This is a genomic window from Jatrophihabitans sp. sgz311053, from assembly GCF_056135305.1.
Window position 1 is genome coordinate 1579398 of record NZ_JBWAXP010000001.1, and the last position, 18265, is coordinate 1597662.

19 protein-coding genes and 2 tRNA genes are annotated in these 18265 nt (G+C 70.5%); 14 read left to right on the forward strand and 7 right to left on the reverse strand.

What is annotated here, in order from left to right; genetic code table 11:
- Nucleotides 1–6: 6 nt before the first annotated feature.
- The 5 genes from mscL to AC0NZQ_RS07015 all read right to left on the reverse strand — a co-directional run bounded on the left by mscL (nt 7) and on the right by AC0NZQ_RS07015 (nt 3641).
- Complete coding sequence (gene mscL, locus AC0NZQ_RS06995) at nt 7–423, reverse strand: large conductance mechanosensitive channel protein MscL (RefSeq protein WP_474528963.1); 417 nt, start codon at nt 421–423, stop codon at nt 7–9.
- A 52-nt stretch (nt 424–475) separates the two neighbouring features.
- Nucleotides 476–1135, reverse strand: a complete 660-nt coding sequence (locus tag AC0NZQ_RS07000; protein WP_474528964.1) for an SAF domain-containing protein — start codon at nt 1133–1135, stop codon at nt 476–478.
- Nucleotides 1136–1264: 129 nt separating this feature from the next.
- The gene (locus AC0NZQ_RS07005) at nt 1265–1639 is read right to left on the reverse strand and encodes an FmdB family zinc ribbon protein (RefSeq protein ID WP_474528965.1); all 375 of its coding nucleotides are present in this window, start codon (nt 1637–1639) and stop codon (nt 1265–1267) included.
- Between the two features lie 50 nt (nt 1640–1689).
- On the reverse strand, nt 1690–2265 hold the full coding sequence (locus AC0NZQ_RS07010; RefSeq protein ID WP_474528966.1) for a 5-formyltetrahydrofolate cyclo-ligase: 576 nt from the start codon (nt 2263–2265) through the stop codon (nt 1690–1692).
- The gene (locus tag AC0NZQ_RS07015) at nt 2262–3641 is read right to left on the reverse strand and encodes a UTP--glucose-1-phosphate uridylyltransferase (RefSeq protein WP_474528967.1); all 1380 of its coding nucleotides are present in this window, start codon (nt 3639–3641) and stop codon (nt 2262–2264) included. Before AC0NZQ_RS07015 ends, AC0NZQ_RS07010 begins: the two co-directional genes overlap by 4 nt.
- A 146-nt stretch (nt 3642–3787) precedes the next feature.
- Here AC0NZQ_RS07015 and glp point away from each other — a divergent pair, with 146 nt between their 5' ends.
- The 7 genes from glp to AC0NZQ_RS07050 all read left to right on the forward strand — a co-directional run bounded on the left by glp (nt 3788) and on the right by AC0NZQ_RS07050 (nt 9807).
- A complete protein-coding gene (glp, locus tag AC0NZQ_RS07020) occupies nt 3788–5026 on the forward strand; it encodes a molybdotransferase-like divisome protein Glp (protein ID WP_474528968.1) in 1239 nt (412 codons plus the stop codon).
- A 59-nt stretch (nt 5027–5085) separates the two neighbouring features.
- Nucleotides 5086–5733, forward strand: coding sequence for a GNAT family N-acetyltransferase (locus AC0NZQ_RS07025; RefSeq protein ID WP_474528969.1), 648 nt, complete (start codon nt 5086–5088; stop codon nt 5731–5733).
- A 133-nt stretch (nt 5734–5866) separates the two neighbouring features.
- Complete coding sequence (sepX, locus tag AC0NZQ_RS07030) at nt 5867–6604, forward strand: divisome protein SepX/GlpR (protein ID WP_474528970.1); 738 nt, start codon at nt 5867–5869, stop codon at nt 6602–6604.
- Nucleotides 6605–6630: 26 nt separating this feature from the next.
- Nucleotides 6631–8349, forward strand: a complete 1719-nt coding sequence (locus tag AC0NZQ_RS07035; RefSeq protein ID WP_474528971.1) for a stealth family protein — start codon at nt 6631–6633, stop codon at nt 8347–8349.
- A gap of 79 nt (nt 8350–8428) precedes the next feature.
- Nucleotides 8429–8502: transfer RNA gene (locus AC0NZQ_RS07040), tRNA-Ala, on the forward strand.
- Nucleotides 8503–8949: 447 nt separating this feature from the next.
- Nucleotides 8950–9360: a hypothetical protein gene (locus AC0NZQ_RS07045; protein WP_474528972.1), complete on the forward strand. Its 411-nt coding sequence runs from the start codon at nt 8950–8952 to the stop codon at nt 9358–9360.
- Nucleotides 9361–9402: 42 nt separating this feature from the next.
- A complete protein-coding gene (locus tag AC0NZQ_RS07050; protein WP_474528973.1) occupies nt 9403–9807 on the forward strand; it encodes a hypothetical protein in 405 nt (134 codons plus the stop codon).
- A 127-nt stretch (nt 9808–9934) separates the two neighbouring features.
- Here the strand turns inward: AC0NZQ_RS07050 and AC0NZQ_RS07055 are convergent, their stop codons facing one another.
- Nucleotides 9935–10750, reverse strand: a complete 816-nt coding sequence (locus tag AC0NZQ_RS07055) for a helix-turn-helix domain-containing protein (protein WP_474528974.1) — start codon at nt 10748–10750, stop codon at nt 9935–9937.
- A 230-nt stretch (nt 10751–10980) separates the two neighbouring features.
- Between AC0NZQ_RS07055 and AC0NZQ_RS07060 the strand changes: the two genes are divergently transcribed.
- The 7 genes from AC0NZQ_RS07060 (at nt 10981) to AC0NZQ_RS07090 (ending at nt 17585) form a co-directional block, all read left to right on the forward strand.
- Nucleotides 10981–11073 (forward strand) — tRNA-Pro (locus AC0NZQ_RS07060).
- Nucleotides 11074–11244: 171 nt separating this feature from the next.
- Nucleotides 11245–11940 carry a TetR-like C-terminal domain-containing protein gene (locus tag AC0NZQ_RS07065; protein WP_474528975.1) on the forward strand — a complete coding sequence of 232 codons (696 nt, stop codon included), beginning with the start codon at nt 11245–11247 and terminating at the stop codon, nt 11938–11940.
- Nucleotides 11941–11993: 53 nt separating this feature from the next.
- Nucleotides 11994–13214 carry a cytochrome P450 gene (locus tag AC0NZQ_RS07070; RefSeq protein WP_474528976.1) on the forward strand — a complete coding sequence of 407 codons (1221 nt, stop codon included), beginning with the start codon at nt 11994–11996 and terminating at the stop codon, nt 13212–13214.
- Between the two features lie 55 nt (nt 13215–13269).
- Nucleotides 13270–14730 (forward strand): MFS transporter, encoded by a 1461-nt coding sequence (locus tag AC0NZQ_RS07075; protein ID WP_474528977.1) that lies wholly within the window; start codon nt 13270–13272, stop codon nt 14728–14730.
- A gap of 84 nt (nt 14731–14814) precedes the next feature.
- Nucleotides 14815–15654: an alpha/beta fold hydrolase gene (locus AC0NZQ_RS07080; protein ID WP_474528978.1), complete on the forward strand. Its 840-nt coding sequence runs from the start codon at nt 14815–14817 to the stop codon at nt 15652–15654.
- On the forward strand, nt 15632–16489 hold the full coding sequence (locus AC0NZQ_RS07085; RefSeq protein WP_474528979.1) for an MmyB family transcriptional regulator: 858 nt from the start codon (nt 15632–15634) through the stop codon (nt 16487–16489). Before AC0NZQ_RS07080 ends, AC0NZQ_RS07085 begins: the two co-directional genes overlap by 23 nt.
- Nucleotides 16490–16709: 220 nt before the next feature.
- Nucleotides 16710–17585, forward strand: coding sequence for a helix-turn-helix domain-containing protein (locus AC0NZQ_RS07090; RefSeq protein WP_474528980.1), 876 nt, complete (start codon nt 16710–16712; stop codon nt 17583–17585).
- Between the two features lie 167 nt (nt 17586–17752).
- On the opposite strand, the gene AC0NZQ_RS07095 is transcribed toward AC0NZQ_RS07090, so the two are convergent.
- Nucleotides 17753–18124: a nuclear transport factor 2 family protein gene (locus AC0NZQ_RS07095; RefSeq protein ID WP_474528981.1), complete on the reverse strand. Its 372-nt coding sequence runs from the start codon at nt 18122–18124 to the stop codon at nt 17753–17755.
- Nucleotides 18125–18265 lie beyond the last annotated feature (141 nt).

Sequence of the window (18265 nt, forward strand, 5' to 3'; positions counted from 1 at the left end):
TAGGGCTCAGAGCGACTTCTTGTTCTCCGCCAGCAGGTCGCGGATCTGCTCCAGCAGCTGGATGTCCTCGGCCTTCGGGGTGGGGTCCGGCTCGCCCTTGGCCGTCTTCAGCGCCCGGCGCTCCTGCACCTTGTTCATCGGCACCACGAGGACGAAGTACACCACCGCCGCGGTCGCCACGAAGGTGATCAGGGAGTTGATGATCGTCGAGAAGTCGATGAACGTCTTGGTTTTGAGATCGCCGCCGCGCAGCGAGAAGCCGAAGCCGTCGACCTTGGAACCCGGCAGGGCGTTGACCAACGGGGTGATGATCGCGCCGACGAAGTCCTGCACCACCTTGGCGAAGGCAGCGCCGATGACGAACGCCACCGCCAGCTCGACGATGTTGCCGCGCAGGATGAAGTCCTTGAAACCCTTGAGCATGCTGTTCTCCGGAGTGGGACGACGGCTCGGGCAGCCGTCACTGCGTCAGACCCTAAGGGGGTAACGCGACAACCTGGAACACTCCGACACTTCGAGCACCGCTGATCCGCACCGCCTCGTCCCGGTGGAGGGCCAGCACCAGGCGGCAGCCACCACCGCCGGCGTCCGGAGGCAGCACCGCGAGCACGAGCACCCGGCCCGCGAGTCGGATCGCCCGCGGGGCCCGGTCCGTCGCCCCGTCAGGCGGCGATTCGTCTGGCAATTCGTCACGCCTCGCCACCGCAAGCAGGTCCACGCGTCCACCGGCCCGCACCACGCCACGGACGTCGGTGCCGACATCGACCGGCACGGCGGCGCTGCCGGCCGCCAACCCGCGGGTCAGGCCGTTGTCGAGCAACCGGGTGACGGTGACTGGCTCGTCTCGCAGCACGGCCCCGGCCAGGAGGCGCCCCAGCAGGCGGCGGGGGGAGCTCACCGTCCCCGTGATACCGCGGACGCGGTGGGACAGGCGCAGGTCGCCCGCCCCGAGCCGGTGCCCGGCGCCCAACTCACGTGCGGCCACGACGACGGCGGCAGGCGCCCGCGCCGGGGCGCGCCCGACCCGACCGGTCAGCGCGCTCACCCCCGCCAGCAGCAGGCACGTCGCCGCAGCCGCCACCCGCCACCGCGTCCCGATCCGGGAGAGCGTCAGGCGTATCGAGTCCCAGGGCATGCCGCGACGCTAGGAGTCGCGGGACCGTCGCGGGGCGTCGTCACGACCGGCTGTGGACGACACGCCCGAGTGTGGATGCTCCGCGCCGATGTGTCGGTGCGTCCTGCTACAGCGTGTCCTGGTGGTGGATCAGGCCGACGAGGCGGCCTTGCCCGAGGACGAGCTGCTGCTCGCGGCCGGCGAGCTCGACGAGGCAGGGGAGGCAGACGAGCCCGAGGACGACGCCGAGCTCGACGACGAACTGGACGAGGACTCCGACGACGAGCTCGACTCCTTGCTCGACGACGACTCCTTGGTGGCGGCGGTCGACGAGCTGTTCTGCGAGCGGCTGTCGTTGCGGTAAAAACCTGAGCCCTTGAAGACGACGCCGACCGAGCCGTAGACCTTCCGCACCGGGCTGCCGCAGACGGGGCATTCGCTCGCGGCGGGATCGGTGAAGGACTGGACGAGTTCGAAGCGGTTACCGCACTCGGTGTTGGTGCAGGCGTACTGGTACGTGGGCATCGTCGGGTGATCCTCCGGGGCTGCGACCTGGCACTCCCAGCTTACGACTGCTAACCCGAGGCTGCGACGCCGAGGTCGCGCCAGCCTGCCGGGGTGACCGCAGCGGTCACCGGTACGTCCCACTCGTCACCGGGCAACCGGCTCAGCAGCTCGCCGTCGAAGAGCAGCGCCACCAGCGGCACCCCCGGCCGGCAGCGCGGCAGGGCCCGGTCGTAGGAGCCGCCTCCGCGCCCGAGACGCGTGCCGTCCGGGGCGACGGCGAAGGCTGGGACCAAGACCGCGTCGGCGGCACCCACCGCATCCAGGCCCAACGGTTCACGTGAACCGCCGGGTCGCCACCACGCCCAGTCCAGGTCCCGATCGGTCATGGTGATCGGCACCAGGACCCGTACGCCGCCGGCGACGAGCGCGGCAAGGAGTTCCGCCGAGCCCGGCTCGGTCGGCATCGGCTCGTACGCCGCCACCACGGACCACTGCCCGGCGCGCGCCAGGACGTGACCGGCCACCGCCTGCCGCGCAGCCTCGCGATCCGGCTCCGGCAGTGCCCGCCGAGCGGCGGCCAGCCGGCGCCGCAGGGTGGCCTTGTCCCCGGCGTCCCCGGCGTCCCCACCGACCTCGGCGGTCACGACCCCAGTGTGGTGCCGTCGGGCACGCGGCCATCGGGGAAGTCGGCGGCCGCGACCGACACGTCGCCGACGACCCGGACGTCCGCGCCGAAGGTCACCTCGCCCGCGACGGTGAGCGAGGCGGCGGCGACGAGCGACGGCGGGCCGGCCGGGAAGCGAGCGTCGAAGTCCCGGACGAGCTTGAAGTGGTCCTTGTCCAGGCTCACCAGCGGCTGCGGGTCGGCTGTGGCCTGCAGCCGGTAGTCGTCGTCGAGGGTGAAGACGTCGCTGCGCAGCAGCAGCAGGTCGTCGGTGGTCTTCACCGGGACGAAGCGGTCCCGGCCGGCGACGACGGCCCGTGCGCCGTCGAAGGTGCCGATGGCCGACCCCATCGCCGACTCGATCTGGACCACCGGCGTCGAGCGGGGGTCCGACGGGTCGACGGTCTTGGCGTTGCGGATGATCGGCAGCTCCAGGACGCCACCGTTGCGGTCGAGCTCGACGGCGACGGCGCGCAGATCCAGCCAGACGTTGTTGGTGTTGAAGAAGCGGTGCCGGGTGAGGTCCTGCATGGCCGCGGCGTCCTCGTCGGAGGTCTGCGCGGTCTCGCGCAGGATCAGCCGGCCGTCCGAGCGCCGCATCGCCAGATGTCCGCCCTTGCGCTCGGCCGGCGTCCGGACGCAGGTCTCGGAGACCATCGGCGCGCCGCTCGCGGCCAGCCACGACACCAGCCGCGGGTCGACGACCGACCCCAGGTTGTCGGCGTTGGAGCAGAGGGCGTACCGGAAGCCGGCCGACAGCAGTCGATCGAGCAGACCCGACGAGCGCAGCGAACCGAAGAGGTCGCCATGCCCTGGCGGGCACCACTCCAGCGACGGATCCGTCGGCCAGTCGACGGGGGCGAGGTCGTCGGCGCGCAGCTTGGGTTCGCGGCTCTGCAGGAAGTCCAGCGGCAGGCCGTCGACGGCGAGGTCGGGATAGGCGGCGAGCGCGTCCAGCGTCGGCTGCCGGGTGCGGAAGCTGTTCATGAAGATCACCGGCAGCGCCACGCCGTGCCGCTCGCGGAAGGCCAGCGTCTGCCGCGCGATGATGTCGAGGAAGGTGAGCCCGTCCTTGACTCGAAGCAGGGTCTTGGCGGTGTCGAGCCCCATGGAGGTCCCCAGCCCGCCATTGAGCCGGACCATCACCGTGGCCGACAACGCCTCCCGATCGACCTCGGCCGGCAGCTCCTCGAGCGCCGGTAGCTCGGTGATCGGCTCGATCGTCTCCTCGGCGATCAAGCCCGATTCACCGGATTCGACGATCCGGTAGTTGCGCTCGAAGGTGGCGATGGCCTCGGCCGGGACGTCCGCCTCGCGCATACGGGAGACGGCGGCGGCCAGGTGCTCTGCACTCACAGGATCGAATCTTTCCATGCAATTCCGCCGAGCCGCCGCCTGTCCGCGCCGGTAGGACGGGCCCAACGTGCTTAGCTGGTCGGCGTTCGGATCGGCAGCGCGAACCCGCGCCGGCGATCAGCGGCGACCAGCAAGGGGTGTGAGGCGTGGCCGGGGACCGACTGCGCACGGTGGACGAGCACCTGGCGATCGTCTTGGACGGTATCGGCTCGATGGATCCCATCGAGCTGACGCTGCTCGACGCGCAGGGGCTGCTGCTGGCCGAGAACGTCAGCTCCGACTTCCCGCTGCCCAGCTTCGACAACTCCGCCATGGACGGCTACGCGGTCCGCGCCATCGACACCCGTGACAGCAACCCCGTGGACCCGACCGTCCTGCAGGTCGTCGGCGATGTCGCTGCCGGCGCGAAGGCGCGCTCGGGGATGGGTCCCGGTCTGGCCATGCGGATCATGACCGGCGCGCCGCTGCCGGCCGGCGCCGACGCCGTCATCCCGCTGGAGGACACCGACCGAGGCCTGGCCCGGGTCGCCGTCCACCGTCCGGTACGCACCGGCGAGTTCGTCCGCCGCGCCGGGGAGGATCTCGCCGCCGACGCCCCCGCCCTCGGGGCCGGTGCCGCGCTGGGGCCGCAGCAGCTGGCCCTGCTCGCAGCCCTCGGCCGGGATCGGGTGATCGTCCGGCCGCGGCCGCGGGTGACGATCCTCTCCACCGGTAGCGAGCTCATCGAGGTGGGACGCCGGCCCTCCTTCGGCGAGGTCATCGACTCCAACAGCTACATGATCGCCGCGGCGGCCCGGGACGCCGGCGCCGACGCGCGGCGCATCGGCATCGTCCCCGACGACCACTCGGCGCTGCTCGACGCGCTGGAGAACCAGCTGCTGCGCGCCGACATCCTCGTCACCACCGGCGGCGTCAGCATGGGCGCCTACGACGTGGTGAAGGAGGCGCTCAGCGAGATCGGCACCGTCGAGTTCACCAAGGTGGCGATGCAGCCCGGCAAGCCGCAGGGTTTCGGCCATCTCGGCGACAAGGTGCCGATCTTCTGCCTCCCCGGCAACCCGGTGAGCAGCCTGGTCTCGTTCGAGGCTTTCGTCCGGCCGGCGATCCGCAAGCTGCTCGGCAAGCGCAGCCTGCAACGCGCCACCGTCAAGGCCACCGCGCTCGAGGGCGCCACCAGTCCGCACGGGGTGCGGCAGTACCGGCGCGGGGTGTTGCACCGCGAGTCGGCCGGCGGGTACAGCGTCTCCTTCGTCGGCGGGCCGGGGTCGCACCTGCTCGCGTCGCTGGCGCTCTCCAACTGCCTGGTCGTGCTGGAGGAGGAGGTCACCGAGCTCCGCGCCGGGCAGCAGGTGACGGTCATCCCGCTGCTGTTGGCCAACCGGTGACCGACCGCGTAGACGCGACCCGTCGCGCACACTGCCGCCGCGTGCACTAGGAAGGACGGGTGGCTCCCCGAACTCCCGGCTGGCCCGCGCGGCCGGCCGCGGGGCCCGTCGAGCTGCGCCCGCCCCGCCTGCGCGACGCGCGGATGTGGAGCGAGGTCCGGCTGCGCAACGAGCAGTGGCTCGCGCCGTGGGAGCCGAGCTCGCCGCACGCCTGGCAGGACCGCAACGCCGTCGGGGCCTGGCCGAGCCTGCACTCGTCGCTGAAGGTGGCGGCACGGCGCGGGATGATGCTGCCGTTCGTCGTCCTCTACGGCGGTCGCCTCGTCGGGCAGGTGAACGTCTCGAACGTGGTCCACGGGGCGCTGCGCTCGTGCACCATCGGGTACTGGGTGGACTCGGCCGTCGCGGGGCGCAATGTCACCCCCACCGCGGTGGCGCTCGTCATAGACCACTGCTTCGCCCACGTCGGCATGCACCGCGTCGAGATCGACATCCGTCCCGAGAACAAGGCGAGCCTGCGGGTCGTGGAGAAGCTCGGACTGCGCCGGGAGGGCTACTACGAGCGCTTCCTCGACATCGACGGCGCCTGGCGTGACCACGCCGCCTTCGCCATCACCGTCGAGGAGCTGAGAGGCGCGAGCATGCTCTCCCGGCTGCCCAGGTTGCCGCCGGTACCGACCTGGCGCGCGGTCAGCCGCACCGACTGAAAGACCTTTCTCAACCTCAACCTGAGGGTTTTGGACGACACGCCGTCTGACGTACGGGCCGGGACCGCCCGGGCTCACTAACTTTGGGTCTGGCCGGTGTTACTGGTGTGACTGCTGAAACTGGAGGTGCGATGTGCCATCGCCGATGATGACCGTGGTCATCCTCGTCGTCCTCTGGTCGATCGTGGTCATCCCCATGATCTTTCGCCGCAACGACGAGATGAAGCGTGACCGCTCCGTGGCCGAGTGGGGTCAGGGCATGCGCGCGCTGGGCCGTCGGGCCGCCGCCGGCGGTCGCCCGGTGGAGAACCCCGACGTCTTCGTCACCCGCCGGTCGCAGCCGGTCCGCGAGCCCGTCGCCGCCGGCGCCGCCACCCCCTCAGCCGCCAGGTCCCCGCAGCCCGTCGCCGCGGCACGCCGGCCCGTGCCCGCCGCCCAGGAGGCGTTGATGTACCCACCCGACCGCTCGGAACTCTCCGAGGCCCGTGCCGCGATGCTGGCCCGACGCCGTCGCTCGCTGACCACCCTCGCCGGCGGCAGTCTCGTCTTCGTGATCGCCGCGCTGGCGATCGGCGGACTGATGTGGCTGCTCGCGCTGCCGTTCCTGGTCGGCTTCGCCGGTTACCTGATGTTCCTGCGGAATCAGGCGCTGCGCGACCGCTCGCGTCGCGAGAACCGCCAGCAGCGCGCCGCGTCGCGCCGGCCCGCCGGTTACGACGCGACCGAGCAGGTCGCCCGCTTCGACGAGGCGCCGGCCACCGTGGTCCGCATCGACGACGACGACATCGAGCTGCACAGCATGGACACCATCGACCTCACCGGTCTCTACAGCGAGGACGCCGCACCGGCGCTGCAGCGGCGCGCCAGCTGACGCTGTCAGGTAGCTAGTCTCACCCGGTGGTCGGGACACCAGTCGAACGCAAGACGGTCAGTCGCTCTGCCGGTTCGGTCGACGACGTCCGTGAGACCTGGCCGCAGCTGCCTCGCCTGACGCCCGCCGCGCGCCTGGCCGGCCGGCCGGGGGCGGCTGTCCTGGACCGGCTGGAGCGGGCGTGGCTGCGTCGGCGGTTGCCCTTCCGCGTCCAGGGCGGGACGCCCCGGCGCACCCTGACCTGGCACCACAAGCGCCTGACCGTCGTCGAGATCGATCCCGCCGCCACCGGTCGATCGGCGGCCCGGGCCAACCTGGACCTCGTGGTCCGGGCCTGCGACGCGGCGGGCGTGCCGTACTTCCTCGTCCCCGAGCCGGAGCGCCTCACCTTCCGTGTCGGCGTCGCCGACGCGCAGTGGCAGCACTTCGTCACCGGACTGGTCGAGCTGGGTCGCCGCGAGCCGGTCTACGGCGGCGTGGGCGCCCGCACCCGGAACACCTACACCCGCTGGAGCGCCGCTACCGTCGTCCCCGAGCTCGTCGCCGCGCTCCGCGCCCAGGACGATGTCGACGTCTTCCGGCCGGTCGCCCCGCGACCCGGTGGGCAGGTGCTCGCCTCGGAGTGGGCGTGTCGCGTCGAGCGATGGCGGACGGACGAGCAGCAGCGGCTGCTCGCCCCCACGCCGAACGCGCGCGCCGCCACCGTCGCCGCCTCGCGACGGCAACCGGCGACGATCACGGTCGACGACGCCGCGGTCGCCACGCTCGAGGTCTTCACTGCGCCGCACGTCTTCGACGTGACCTTCCCCGTGGACGCGGTCTACCTCTGGGTCGACGGCGCCGACCCGGCCTGGCAGGCGCGCAAGGCGGCTGCGCTCGGCACTGGCGCGCCCGAGGCGGACGCCGACACGGCCGCCCGCTTCCGCGACGGCGGCGAGCTGAGGTACGCGCTGCGCTCGCTCGGGCAGTACGCCCCGTGGGTGCGGCGAGTCTTCCTCGTCACCGACGGGCAGGTGCCGTCCTGGCTGGACGTCGAGGCCCCCGGTCTCACCCTCGTCGACCACCGCGACATCTTCGGCGACGAAGGGAGGTTGCCCACCTTCAACTCGCACGCCATCGGCGCTCGGCTGCACCACATCGACGGGCTTGCCGAGCACTACCTCTATCTCAACGACGACGTCTTCTTCGGCCGCGAGGTCACGCCCCACCTCTTCTTCGAGGCGAACGGCCTCTCCCGGTTCTTCCTCTCCCGGCTGAGCCTGGGCTTCGCCGACGACGGCGGTTCGCGGTCCTTCGAGGCGGCTCGCCGCAACGTCGCCGACCTGCTGCACCGGGACTTCGGACGAGCGCCGACCAACATCTTCTATCACTCCCCGGTGCCGCAGCAGCGCTCGGTGATGCGGGAGCTGGAGGAGCGGTACGCCGAGCAGTTCCGCATCACCATCGGCAACCAGTTCCGCTCGGCCACGGACATCGAGCCGAACTCGTGGCTGCACCACTACTACGCCTACCTCACCGGCCGCGCTGTCCCCGGCCGCATCGGCTACAGCTACGTCGAGCTGCACCGGCCCGGCGCGACGGCCGAGCTGAAGCGACTGGCCCGTCGACGTGACCGGGACGTCTTCTGCCTCAACGACGACGACGCTGTCACCCCGGAGCAGCAGGCCTTCGCCGCCAGCTGGCTGGAGCGCTACTTTCCCGTGCCGAGCCGTTTCGAGCGGGAGCAGGGCGCAGCCACTCCGTGATCGACCGAGGTTGCAGCAAGGCGATCGTGCGTGGCTGCTAGTGTTGACTGCGGTTCGCGGCACGGTCGCGAGCTGGTCAGGGGCTGTGGCGCAGTCTGGTAGCGCACCTCGTTCGCATCGAGGGGGTCAGGGGTTCGACTCCCCTCAGCTCCACAAGTTTTGAGGCGAGCTTCCTCCGGCACGCCGGATGCCGGTCCTGCCGGCAGTGTTCGGGCCGCGGGCCGCTGTCTTTCGTGGGCCGCTTCGGCCGAGTGCTAGGGCGTGTCTGACAATCCGTGCTCTGCTGCGCGACGCCCGGGCACGCACGCTGCCGCGTTGTCGTCGTCGGCCGTAGCAGGCTACGACCGTCCTCCTCCGCCTTACATCGCGCGCACCCGACCGCCGCTCGCGACGAGCGAGAATCGTCAGACACGCCCTAGTTGCGTGCGACGGACCGGTTCCGACACCACGGATCTTCTGACGTCTCCGCGCCGTCGTTCCCGGACTCGGGCGAACGAGGGGCTGCGGACCGGTGCGAGGTGACCGAAAAGTGGAAGAATTCGGCTTTCATGTCGAGCGGCGTACGGCCGAACGACCCGGGTCGCTGCAAAGGGTTCAGACTTGAAGGTGCTGGTCGCGATACTCGTCAGTCTGTCCGTGCTCTTAGGAGCCTCCGTCATCCAACTCCTCTTGAAGGTGGCTTCGCGGCGGGACTCGCCCGGCGCCGCTCCGCGTCCTCTCGAGTGGGATGACATCGGGTTATGGTCAGACTGGACGACGAACGTTCTGGTTGCGTTCGGCGTCTTCGCATTGAAGTTGCCCGATTCAGACGGACAACTGACTGGATATCAGACCGGGGTCTTGCTCGGGTGCGCTGTCCTCGGCCTTGGCGTCTTGCCTGTGTACATCCGCTGGGTGGGTACCGATCCGATTACGGGCAAGTTGCGCCGCAAACAGGGGCTGATCGTGGCCAACGTGTTCTCCCTCATCATTATCATTACGGCCGTCAGCGCCGGCGTGAACTTCTACTGAGGGTCAGTAATGGCAACACCGGGACCGGGGAGACGGGGCGCTATGATCTCGATCGTCAGAGGCAATGCCGGAATCTTTATCGTGGGAGCGTTGCTGTCGATCGGAGCGGTCGCGGCGATCACGCCCAGTGCGGGTTTCGGCGTATCGGTGATCATTCTTGCCGTTGCCACGGTAGTGGGCTTGACGGCCACTTGGCTGGCATTGCTGGCCCACACGGCTCAAGTGGATCGTATTCTCGAACGGTTCGTTTCGTATCCCGAAAGCAGCTCCGCGCGCGCTGAGGCGCGCGCCGCTCTGGCGGAGCTACCCAGCGACGAACTCGTTCGACTCACCGTGAGGCGTGGCGTATCGGAGCGCGGGCTGGATCGAGTGCTGGACAATCCTGACCGAGATTCCGATGTGGTCTTGGACTACGTGCTTGACGCCTTGCGCGAGCGGAGGGCCTAGACCCCTCGCGTGGCACTGGTGGCGTTGCGGCTCATTGACGCCGGGGTGGCTACCTGGTTTGCCGGTCACTCCAACGACGGTCGCTGGCGCAACCAGGGATCAGGGACAGGAAGGCTCGCCTCGCCCCTCAGCCGGCGCGCTGCTGCAGGATCCGCGCGGTCTCGGCATCGGCAGGGAAGAAGCTCTCGATGGAGAGCTCCTGGACGGTGACGTCCCGTGGGGTGCCGAAGGTCGTCACGGTGCTGAAGAGCGACAGCTCGTCGTCCCCCATCGCCAGGCGCAGCGGCACCACCACGTCGGCGGTCTCGATCTCCTCGTCCGTCTCGTCGGCACCGGAGCCGCTGAGGGCGAGCAGCTCGTCGTGCAGCGTGATCAGGCCGGGGTCGGCGGTCTCGCGGATCTGGAACTCCAGCCGCTCCAGGATGTGCGCCCGCCACTCGGGCAGGTTGCGGATGCGGGGGGCGAGGCCCTGGGGGTGGAGGCTGAAGCGCAGCACGTTCACCGGCGGCTCCAGCAACTCCGGCGGCGCGCCCGCCAGGAGCATCTGCGCGCTGGAGTTCGCCATGATCAGGTTCCAGGAGCGGTCCACCACCAGAGCCGGGTACGGGTCGTGACCGGCCAGCACCTTGCCCACTGCCTCGCGCACCATGCTCAGCCGGGGCTGCTCCAGCGAGGTCTCGGAGTACATCGGCGCGAAGCCGGCGGCGAAGAGCAGGCGGTTCCGGGCGCGGAGCGGGACGTCGAGCTGAGCGGCCAGGCGGAGCACCAGGCTGCGGCTCGGTGTCGACCGCCCGGTCTCGATGAAGCTCAGATGCCGCGTCGAGACCTCCGTGCGGCTGGCGAGGTCCAGCTGCGAGAGCTTGCGGTTCTCACGCCACTCGCGCAACAGGTCGCCGAACTCGTAGTCGGACTCTGAACCGACGGATGTGGTCTTGACGGCCACGGAACCTCCCTGGGGCTGCCCGCGACGGGGCCGCGAGAAGCAGACGAAGGCAGCCTACGGGGCATCAAGGACATTCGGAGCGCTGTCGCCGAGCGTTCACGGCGTCGTCGGGACCCGGTCCGGGCCGGTGTCAGGGCGATGTCAGGGGCCGGTCAGGACGGCGGCGCAAGCTCTGTTCATCGCCAAGCGAGAGCGGCGAGAAACACCAGATCGACAACTGAACATCGCATGGAGAGGTCCCCGTAGTGGCCTAGCGGGATCTGCACCCTTGGGTGAAGAGGAGTTCTTCTGGACTCACGCAGGTTCGAATCCTGCCCTCTCCGCAACGTCCGTCCGACAACGATCGCGGCGGGGACCGGTGTCTGAGCCCCCGGTCCCCGCCGCTTTCGCGTGTTGCCCTCCTGCCACGTGCCTGACCGGCCCCGTCGAGATCGCCCCGATTTTTACTCCGTAGGTAATCGACCCGCCGCCGTCGCTCACCCAGGGTGAACGGCATGACGACGAGCACCCGGCCCGACCGCGGCGCCACCCTCGACGACCTCGACGAGACGCTCCGGTCGCTGTTGACCACGCGCTTCGCCCTCGATCTCTCACCCGAGCGGGTGGCCGGACTGGCCGGTCTGGACGCCGAGTCCGTCGCCGCCTCCTTCCCGGACTCCGATGCCCTGCTCGGGGCGCTCGTGCTGCGCGCCTATCACGACATGAGCGACGCCGCCGAGGCGGCGGCTGCCGCGTCGTCCCACCTCGCCCCGGCGCAGCGCTGGTCGGCGATCTGCCTCGGCGTCCGCGAGTGGGCGCTGGCGCGGCCGGCGGACTACAGCCTGATCTGGGGCCCGCCGGTCCCCGGCTTCGTGGCCCCGGAGGAGACGATGGCCGCCGGCGCCCGCACCGTCGTCGCCCTCACGACCGTCCTGCGTGACGCCGTCGCGGACGGAACCCTCGCCGACCGGCCGGTCCAGGTCGAGGAATCGGCCGAGCTCGGCGGCACCATCGACACCTTGTCGGCCGGGCTGCTCTCCGGGCTGCCTCGCGACGTCGTGATCGGCATGGTCGTCGCCTGGACTCAGCTGCACGGGATGCTCGGCTTCGAGGTGCACGGTCACGTGGCCGGCATTGCCGAGGATCCCGGCGCCTTCTTCGTCCATGCGACGCGCTGGACGGCCCGCAGCCTGGGCCTGCCCGAGAGCTGACCCGCCGCTCGCGCCTGCTCACCCCCGCGTTCCGCCGACCGAGAGGAAGTCCGATGTCCGCCAGCCTGCTCGACGCCGCCGAGACTGTCCTGGAGTGGCCGTTCGTCCGAACCCCGGACGGCCGGCCACCGGAATTGCTGGACCAGTTGCGTGCCGGCGCCGCCTGCCCGGTCCGGCTCCCCGGAATTGCCACGGAGTCGCGCCGGGCCTGGCTCGTCACCTCCTACGAGGACGTGTCGACAGCTCTCAGCGATCCGCGGTTCAGTGCTGACGAACTCCGCCCCGGCGCACCGGTCCGCATCCAGCTGCCACCGGGCGACCGTCCCAGCTCGTTCCTGCGCATGGACGACCCCGAGCACCAGCGGCTGCGAGGCATGATCGCCACCGAGTTCACCGCACGCCGGGTGCGTGCCGTGCGGCCCAGCGTGCAGGCTCGCGTCGACGAACTGCTGGACGAGCTGGCCGAGCAGCCGCGCGAAGCCGATCTCCAGGAGCTCTTCACCCGCCGGCTGCCGACGACGATCATCGCTGACGTCCTGGGGGTCCCGGCCGACGACACCGTCGACTTCGTCCGACTCACCCGCACGATCCTCGGGCAGGACGACCCGCAGGCGAGCCTGGCTGCCTATCTGAAGATGAACGACTACCTCCTCGGCCTGGTCCACGCCAAGCTCGCCGAACCCGGCGACGACCTGCTCAGCCGGGCAGCCCGGACCTATCTGGCGACCGGCGAGGTGACGGCCGACGAGCTCGTCGGCATCGCCCGACTGGTGCTCGTCGCCGGACACGAGACGACGACGAACCAGCTCGCCCTGGACGTGCTGAGCCTGCTGCTCGACGACGACCTCCGCCGCCGGGTCCTGGCCGACGACGGTGAGCTGATCCCGACCTACGTCGAGGAGGCGATGCGGTTCTGGTCGATCTCGCAGGACGCCATCCTGCGCCAGGTCACCGTCGACCTCGAGCTGGGCGGCGTGTCGATGTCGGCCGGCGATGCGGTCGTCATCTCGATCCCCTCGGCCAATCACGACGCTGCCGTCTTCGCCGACCCCGATCGCCTCCGCCTGGACCGGGACTCGGGCCGGCACCTGCAGTGGGGCCGGGGCCCCCACTTCTGTCAGGGGGCACCGCTCGCCCGCCTCGAACAGGAGCTCGCCCTGCGGTCGCTGTTCGAGCGCTTCCCCACCCTCTGCCTGGCCGTCGCCGACCCGGAACCGCTGTTCCGGACCGGCACCGTCTTCTTCGGCGTCGAAGAGCTGCCGGTGCGTTGGTAGCCCGTCCTCCCACGCCCGTCACCCCGCGGGCAACCCCACCAGAGAAAGGCACGTCATGTCCCTAGAGATGGAGGCGGGACCGGTCACCGCCACGCCGGTCCCGGCCGGTCCGGCTGACCCACCCGCCGTGGTCCGGTGGGGCGCGCTCGCGCTCGTGCTGGTCGGCAGCTTCGTCACCGTCCTCGACTACTTCATCGTCAATGTCGCCGTCCCGTCGATCCAGGGCGACCTCGGCGCGAGCCGTTCGGAGATCGAACTGGTGATCGCCGGGTACGGCGTCGCCTTCACCGCCGGGCTCATCGCCTGTGGACGGTTGGGCGATCTCTTCGGCCGGCGACGTCTCTTCGCCATCGGCCTGGCGCTGTTCACTGCGGCGTCACTGGCCTGCGGGCTCGCGCCGACGGCGGAGTTCCTCGTCATCGCCCGGATCGTGCAGGGCATCGGCGCGGCGATCCTCGTGCCGCAGGTGCTCGGCATCGTGAGCGTCGCCTACACCGGTGTGCATCGCGCCAAAGCCTTCACCGTCTACGGACTGGTCCTCGGCCTCGCCGGCGTCTTCGGTCAGATCATCGGCGGCGGCCTCATCAGCGCCGACATCGCCGGCAGTGACTGGCGCTCGGTGTTCTTGATCAACGTCCCTATCGGTCTTGTCGCGCTGGCGCTCGTGACCAAGGTGCTGCCGAAGCCCGCCCGAGACCCCAAGGCCAAGCTGGACGTGGTGGGCGCGCTGCTCGTCACGGCCGTGCTGGCGCTGATCGTCGGATGCCTGGTGGAGGGTCGCGAACAGGGTTGGCCGGTCTGGTCGTGGGGCGGCCTGATCCTGGCAGTCATCCTGGCCGACGTCACGGTCCTGCACCTGCGGCGCAAGGACCGCAAGGACGGGCACCCGCTCATCTCGCCGGCCCTGTTCCGGAGCCGCAGCTTCTCCGTCGGACTGGCGGCGACCTTCGTCTACTTCCTGGCGATGGGGTCGTTCTTCTTCCTCTTCGCGCTCTTCGTCCAGCAGGGGCGGGGGCTGTCGGCCCTGGAGTCCGGAAGCCTCTTCATGGCTGCCGGCGCCGGCTACTTCGGCAGCTCGCTGGCCTCCATCTCGCTGGCCCAGCGGCTCGGCACCAAACTGGTCGTGCTCGGACCGCTGACCGTCGCCCTCGGCTACGGCCTGGTGCTCTTCACCGTCTCCCGCATCGGTGTCGACGGCTCCGTCACCTGGCTCATCCCCGGCCTCGTGCTCGCCGGCCTCGGCATGGGCATGACGACCGGACCGCTGACCAACATCGTGCTCTCCGGGACCGATCCGGAGCACGCGGCCTCGGCCTCCGGCGCGGTCAACACCGCTCAGGAGGGCGGCGCAGCCATCGGTGTCACGATCGCCGGGGCCGTCTTCTACCCGGTCCTCGGCGCCGGCGACCTCGCCACCGACTACCCGCACGCCTTCCAGATCGGCCTGCTGCCGCTCATCGGCTGCGCCGTGTTGGCCGCGGTGATCGCGGAGTTCCTGCCCCGCTCCCGCGGCTGAGCGGGCCCGCTGCCCACGAGCCCCGCGGCGGACCGTCGTCCGCCGCGGGGTCACGACAGAACACCTCTCCGGGAGGAGATCACGATGAGCAGGCTGACGACACGTCACGGCGTCGAGCTGCACTACGAGGACTGGGGAGCGGGGCGCCCGGTCATCCTGCTGGGCACCGCGATGATGGACTCCCGCATGTGGGAGGACCTCGCCACCGGGCTCGCCCTGCAGGGGTTCCGAGCGGTTGCCTACGACCGTCGGGGCTGCGGCCGTTCGGACCGGCCGTGGGACGGCTACGACTACGAGACACTCGCCGACGACCTCGCCGACGTCCTGGAGCAGCTGGACCTGCGCAACGCGGCGCTGCTCGGCTACGCCGTCGGCGGGGGTGAGGCGGTCAGCTACCTGGCTCGCCACGGCAGTGGCCGGGTCGACCAGCTGATGCTGGTGGCATCGACGACGCCGTTCATGATGCAGGCGGCCGACAATCCGGACGGCCTGCCGCCGGGTCTCTTCGACGAGATCGCCGAGCTCATGGTCGCCGACCGGCCGCGTTGGGTGAGCGAGCTGGTGCCCCACTTCTTCGGAGCCGACGCCGTCTCGCCCGACTATGCGCAGTGGGTCGTGCGGATGGCGCTGGACTGCTCGGCCCGAGCGGCGCTGGAGATCTATCGCACGCTCTTCAGCACCGACCTCCGCGCAGAGACGCGCAAAGTCGACGTCCCGACCCTGATCGTGCACGGCGACGCCGATCAGGGTGCGCCGTGGCCGCTCTGCGGCGAGCGCACCGCGCAGCTGCTTCCCGGCGCCGAGACGCTGGTGTACCCCGACGCAGCCCACGGTCTCTTCGCCACCCACGCGGCGCAGCTGTCGGCCGATGTCCTGGCCTTCCTCCGGACGGGGGTCGCCCGTGAAGCCGTCGCCGGCGGGTGAGCCGGGTCCACACCGCCGAGAGGAGCCGGGGCTCGGGGACACCTGGGTCGTCGACGTCGAGGTGGCAGACCTGCCGGCCGGGGCCACCACCTTCCTGCGGACGGTCAAGGCGCTGGGTCCGCCGGTGGGGGAGCGTTACCGGGTTCGGCGGCGGTCCACGCCGGTCTACTTCCATCGTCCCGAGGACGATCCGATGTTCGCGTCGGGCACCGGTGAGCTGGTCCGATTGATCTTGGCCGGTCTGCGTCCCTATCCGGCGGCCGCGGTCGACGCCGACTGGAACATCGTGGCCACCAGTGCGGCCTTCGCCGTTCTCACGATGGGGCTCTCGGCCGGGTGGCTCGCCCTGCAGTCGAACCTGCTCCGGCTGGCACTGCACCCGAACGGGATCAGCTCACGGGTCGTCGAGGTCGAGGGCTGGCGTGCCGCCTGGCGTCCCAACCTCGTCGAGGCCGCTGTGCGTGAGGCGTCGGGCGTTCGGGCGGGGCGGCCACCGGGCGGCGACCCCGGCCGTGGCGATCGGGACGCGCGCACCCCGCTGCCGTTCCGGGACCTGCTGCGGGCCGTCGACGCCGCACCGTCGGAGGCAGCGGCCGGCCGCCCCTCGGCTCCGGTTACGGGTCGTGCGGACGTCGATTCGACCGGCATCCCGCTCCGCCTGCGGTACGGCGGCGACACGCTGTCGTTGTTGGCGACCGGCACGGCCCTGCCGGCTGGCGACGGCAGCGGGCTGCGCATCATCGCGTTCCTGCCGAGCAACGAGATCACGGTTCGGATGCTGCACGAGCTCCCGCCGCCGCCGACGTCCTCGCGACGTCAGGAGTACGCGTTATGAATCATGAAGCAACGTTCGCCCGCATCCGTCCGGAGCTGCTACCTTTTGCCATCGTTGGCGATCATGATGGCCGACGAGTGCCATCGCAGCTCGGCGCGCCACCGGATCGACGGAGCCGGCCGGCGGGTCGCCGGTGGCATCCGTCCGGTCGACGCGCTCGGCCGTCCGGCTCGCTCTGCAATTCGCTGTCATCGTTCGCTCAATAGCTCCGGGGAAATTGATGAATCGGCCGACGCAGCAACAATATCTATTCGGAGATATTCTGCGAGAATGGCGTGCTCGGCGCGGAGTAACGCAATCCGCGCTCGCCGGCGACGTGGACATCTCGCCACGCCATCTCAGCTTCGTGGAAAACGGCCGGGCCAGGCCGAGCCGCGTCCTCGTGCTGCGGCTGGCCTCCGCGCTGGACGTCTCGCTGCGCGGTCAGAACGAGATGCTGCTGGCCGCCGGTTACGCACCGAACTACACCGAGCAGGCTCTCGACGACCCGGCCATGGCCGTCGTCCGCACCGCCATCAGCAAGGTGCTCGAAGGCCACGATCCCTTCCCCGCCCTGGTCGTCGACCGGATGTGGAATCTGGTGGAGGCGAACCAGGCGCTCTCCGCGCTCCTCGAGGATGTCCCCGCGCCGCTGCGCGCCGCACCCTGCAACATGCTTCGACTGAGCCTGCACCCGGACGGGCTGGCGCCGGACGTCCTCAACCTGCCGCAATGGCGGGAGAACGTCCTCTCCAGGCTGGCCCGGCAGATGCGCACGGCACCCGGCGACGAGAGCATGGACGCCCTCTACCGCGAGCTCGCGGCGTATCCCACGCACGGTCCGGGCTATGCCTCGCCGCGCTGTCCCGCCGGCGGTGACCTCGACTCGGCGGCGTCTGGGGGCGTCGCCACCGACGTCGTCGTGCCGATGCGGCTGCGCCGCGGTGATCAGGTGCTGTCGCTGTTCAGCACGATCACGACCTTCGGCACGCCACGCGACATCACCGTCCACGAGTTGACGATCGAGGCGTTCTTCCCCGCCGATGACGCCAGCGCAGCGATGCTGCGCGACCTCGCCGACGGCCGCCGCGGTCAGGCCACCTCCATCCCCGCCTGAGGCCCGCGGAGCTGCTCGGAGCTGCTGGGTCCTGCCGGACGACGGGGAGATCGGCGCTGCTCGGGCGGGGTGCTCCTGCCCGGACGTGAAGCGCCGCCGCAGCGAGGTGCTACGGCGGCGCTGGCGACGCCCCGGCTGCGCCGGGCCGCCCTCACGGGTGTGGCGCGTCAGGCGGCCGCGGGCATCTTGTCGATGAAGCCCGTCACGGCGGTGATCTGACCGGCGTCGTTCACCGTGGCAACGTCGAAGCCGATCACGATCGGGTCGGCGCCGGGCGCGGGGACGAGGTCCCAGGTGAAGCGCACGACGTTGTGATGGGCGTCGAAGACCTGACCAGCGACGAAGGTGAGCCCCTGGAACTGCTCCTGGGCGCCACCCACGACGGCGTCGAAGCCGTCGCGGCCGGCCACCGAGGCCAGCGGGTCGATGTAGGTGGCGTCCTCGGCGAGGAGCTCGTCGATCTTGGCGCGCCGGGCGCCGGCGTCGGTCTCGTTCCACACGTCGACGTAGCGGTCGACGACGGACTTGAGATCGCTCATGTCATTTCCCCTTCGGTGCGGTAAATGCGAGTGTGTGAGTGCGACACCGACAGTGCCGTGCGCGTTTGCCGAAGTCGATTACCTGCGTGGTAATCATTGGGCCGTCGGGCACGCTCCGGTCCGGCTTGCATGACCTGCCAG